Source organism: Stenotrophomonas sp. NPDC077421, from assembly GCF_049545505.1.
Classification (GTDB): Bacteria; Pseudomonadota; Gammaproteobacteria; order Xanthomonadales; family Xanthomonadaceae; genus Stenotrophomonas; species Stenotrophomonas nematodicola.
The window spans coordinates 1-3,145 of the sequence record NZ_JBMWDP010000075.1 but is presented as its reverse complement, the minus strand read 5'-3'; the positions used below and the strand labels follow the sequence as shown (position 1 = coordinate 3,145).

The window sequence follows — 3,145 nt, the reverse complement described above, 5'->3', positions numbered from 1 at the left end:
AGCTCGGCGACTACTTCTTGCTTCTGGGACAGATTGAGAGCCATTGCACTCCTCCAATTGAACTCCGCTTACGGCTCCTGCCGTGTGCGGTCCTGGGCGGCATCCGTCCTGGACACCGGGAACATCGGGACGATGTTCCAAGGGTGGGCCGTTCTAGACCTGGATGGCCAACCTGGGAGAACCCAGACGTGCGTAAACCAGAAAAACTCCAGAAGGGCACCATCTACGCAGGGTGATTCCCGGGGGAATCGATTAAGCGATCGGTACTGCGCCGGCGGCGACTCCCTGCCAATGCGAGCATCCGTGCCCGTCGCCGGTGTGCAACGACCGCGCCTGCGGTCTTTGACGGCTATCGTCGCGGGCATGCCCGCTCGGATTGCCTTCAAATGTCACGGGTACGCGACCGGAGCCGCGTACCCGCTTGAAACGATTACTTCAGGGTCAGCGACGACTGGTCGACGGTGACGCCCGGGCCCATCGTCGAGCTGACCGAAACCTTCTGCAGGTAGGTGCCCTTCGAGGTAGCCGGCTTGGCCTTGATCAGGTCCATCAGCAGCGCCTGCAGGTTCGACTTCAGCGCGTCTTCGGCGAAGTCGGCCTTGCCGATGGTGCAGTGGATGATGCCGGCCTTGTCGGTGCGGTAACGCACCTGACCCGACTTGGCATTCTTGACGGCTTCGCCCGGGTTGGCCGAGACGGTGCCGACCTTCGGGTTCGGCATCAGGCCGCGCGGGCCGAGCACGGTGCCCAGCTTACCCACGACGCGCATGGCGTCCGGGGTCGCGATCACGACGTCGTAGTTCAGATCGCCGGCCTGCATCTTCTCGGCCAGGTCGTCCATGCCGACGGCTTCCGCGCCAGCGGCCAGGGCTTCGTCAGCCTTGGCACCGGCCGGGGCGAAGACGGCAACGCGCACGCTCTTGCCGGTACCGGCCGGCAGCACGGTGGAACCGCGCACCTGCTGGTCGGACTTCTTGGCGTCCACGCCCAGGCGCACGGCAACGTCGAAGGACTCGACGAACTTGGCCTTGGTAGCGGTCTTCAGGATCTTGATCGCGTCCTCGAAGGCATATGCCTTGCCCGGGACGACGGCGGCCTTGATGGCCTTCTCACGCTTGGTCTGTGCCATCTTCTTAACCCTCCACCACGAGGCCCATGGAACGGGCAGAACCGGCAATCGTGCGCACCGCGGCGTCCAGGTCGGCGGCCGTCAGGTCGGCTTCCTTGGTCTTGGCGATTTCTTCCAGCTGCTTACGGGTCACCTTGCCCACCTTGTCGGTGTTCGGGCGCTTGGAGCCCGAGGAGATGCCAGCAGCCTTCTTGAGCAGCACGGCAGCCGGGGTGCTCTTGGTGATGAAGGTGAAGGTACGGTCCGAGTAGGCCGTGATGATCACCGGGACCGGCAGACCCGGCTCCAGCTTCTGCGTGGCAGCATTGAAGGCCTTGCAGAATTCCATGATGTTCAGGCCGCGCTGACCCAGCGCAGGACCGACCGGCGGCGAGGGGTTGGCCTGACCGGCCTTCACCTGCAGCTTGATATAACCGACAACTTTCTTTGCCATGTGAGTACTCTCCGGGTGCTAGCGCCTTGCGACAACAGGCTCCCCATCGGACCGGGAATCACGCGTCCCGGCATCGCGTTTTGAAAATTCACGCAGAAGGCCACCTCGCGGCGGCCCTTGCTTTTGCCAGCTTCCTGGCAGGAAGCCGCGCACTATATCAGGTTTTTGGAGTGGTGCGTGAATGCGGCCGGGCAGCGCTCGGCGCGACTGTCGCGGGATCCACGGATCCCGCCAGTCAACTCGTGGGTCAGACGGCCTTTTCGACCTGGCCGAACTCGAGTTCGACCGGGGTGGCACGCCCGAAGATCAGCACCGAGACGCGCAGACGGCTCTTCTCGTAGTTGACCTCTTCGACAACGCCATTGAAGTCGTTGAACGGACCTTCGGTGACGCGGACCATCTGGCCCGGCTCGAACAGCACCTTCGGACGGGGCTTTTCCACACCTTCCTGAACACGATCCAGGATGGCGGCAGCCTCTTCGTCACGGATCGGCAGCGGGCGATCGGCGGTGCCGCCGATGAAACCCATCACCTTGGAGGTGTCCTTCACCAGGTGCCAGCTTTCGTTGTCGATGCGCGGGATACCGTTTTCTTCGTGGGTCTCGATCTGGACCAGCACGTAGCCCGGGAAGAACTTGCGCTCGGAACGGCGCTTCTGGCCGGAGCGCATTTCAACCACTTCCTCGGTCGGGACCAGGACGTCACCGAAGCGCTCCTGCATCTCGTCACGCACGATGCGATCGCGCAGAGCCTGCGCCACCGACTTTTCGAAGCCCGAATAGGCGTGAACGACGTACCAACGCTTCACTGGTTTCTCCTTATCGACCCAGGAACCACTGGGTCGCTTTCTGAATCAGGAAATCAAATCCGCCCAGGACCAGGCTGAGGATGATCACGACAACGACCACCACCCAGGTCATGCGGATGGCTTCCTGGCGGGTCGGCCAGACCACCTTGCGCAGTTCGAAACGCGATTCGGAAAGGAATTCACGCGTGTCGCGACCCTTGCCGGTCAGCAGGAACACGCCAAGGCCGGCCACCAGGCCAACCACAACGGCCAGACCGCGAAGCGGACCGGCCCATGCACTCTGGGAAGCATGCTCGGGAGCACCGAACCAGAACCAAGCAAAAAGACCCGCAACAACCAGAATGGCTGCAACGGCGTACTTGACGATATCACCCCCGCTGGAGGCGTTGTCTTTGGAATGCTCGATCTTGCTGTTCATCCGGCTCTGGCTGCAGTGGCGGCATGGCCGCTGGAAGGGAGAAGTGGCACGCCAGGAGGGACTCGAACCCCCAACCTGCGGTTTTGGAGACCGCTGCTCTGCCAATTGAGCTACTGGCGTACTGAAAAAACTTGCCTTCCCTAAGACAGCGAAGGCGGACCGAGGTTCCCGGCCCGCCATTCGCGAGACCGGCAGCGCTATGCAACCGCCGGTAGTGCAAACTTACTCGATGATCTTGGAGACCACGCCGGCGCCGACGGTACGGCCGCCTTCGCGGATCGCGAAGCGCAGACCGTCGTCCATTGCGACCGGGTTGATCAGGGTGACGACCATCTTGATGTTGTCGCCCGGCATGAC

At 62.7% G+C, this 3,145-nt stretch carries 4 protein-coding genes, 1 tRNA gene and 1 pseudogene; all 6 read right to left on the bottom strand.

Going from position 1 to position 3,145, the window contains the following annotated elements:
* Nucleotides 1-430 precede the first annotated feature (430 nt).
* On the bottom strand, nucleotides 431-1,129 hold the full coding sequence (gene rplA, locus ACPEH1_RS20415; RefSeq protein WP_017356003.1) for a 50S ribosomal protein L1: 699 nt from the start codon (nucleotides 1,127-1,129) through the stop codon (nucleotides 431-433).
* Nucleotides 1,130-1,133: 4 nt separating this feature from the next.
* Nucleotides 1,134-1,562, bottom strand: a complete 429-nt coding sequence (rplK, locus tag ACPEH1_RS20410) for a 50S ribosomal protein L11 (protein WP_017356002.1) — start codon at nucleotides 1,560-1,562, stop codon at nucleotides 1,134-1,136.
* 247 nt (nucleotides 1,563-1,809) lie between these two features.
* The gene (gene nusG, locus ACPEH1_RS20405; RefSeq protein ID WP_017356001.1) at nucleotides 1,810-2,370 is read right to left on the bottom strand and encodes a transcription termination/antitermination protein NusG; all 561 of its coding nucleotides are present in this window, start codon (nucleotides 2,368-2,370) and stop codon (nucleotides 1,810-1,812) included.
* Between the two features lie 10 nt (nucleotides 2,371-2,380).
* Complete coding sequence (gene secE, locus ACPEH1_RS20400) at nucleotides 2,381-2,788, bottom strand: preprotein translocase subunit SecE (RefSeq protein ID WP_017356000.1); 408 nt, start codon at nucleotides 2,786-2,788, stop codon at nucleotides 2,381-2,383.
* A gap of 44 nt (nucleotides 2,789-2,832) precedes the next feature.
* A tRNA-Trp gene (locus ACPEH1_RS20395) sits at nucleotides 2,833-2,908 on the bottom strand.
* Between the two features lie 102 nt (nucleotides 2,909-3,010).
* Nucleotides 3,011-3,145 (bottom strand): annotated as a pseudogene (gene tuf / locus ACPEH1_RS20390) (elongation factor Tu); the annotation flags it as partial.

Coding starts and splice junctions, on each gene's coding strand:
- rplA (WP_017356003.1), bottom strand. CDS start 1,129: ATGGCACAGACCAAGCGTGAGAAGGCCATCAAGGCCGCCGTCGTCCCG.
- rplK (WP_017356002.1), bottom strand. CDS start 1,562: ATGGCAAAGAAAGTTGTCGGTTATATCAAGCTGCAGGTGAAGGCCGGT.
- secE (WP_017356000.1), bottom strand. CDS start 2,788: ATGAACAGCAAGATCGAGCATTCCAAAGACAACGCCTCCAGCGGGGGT.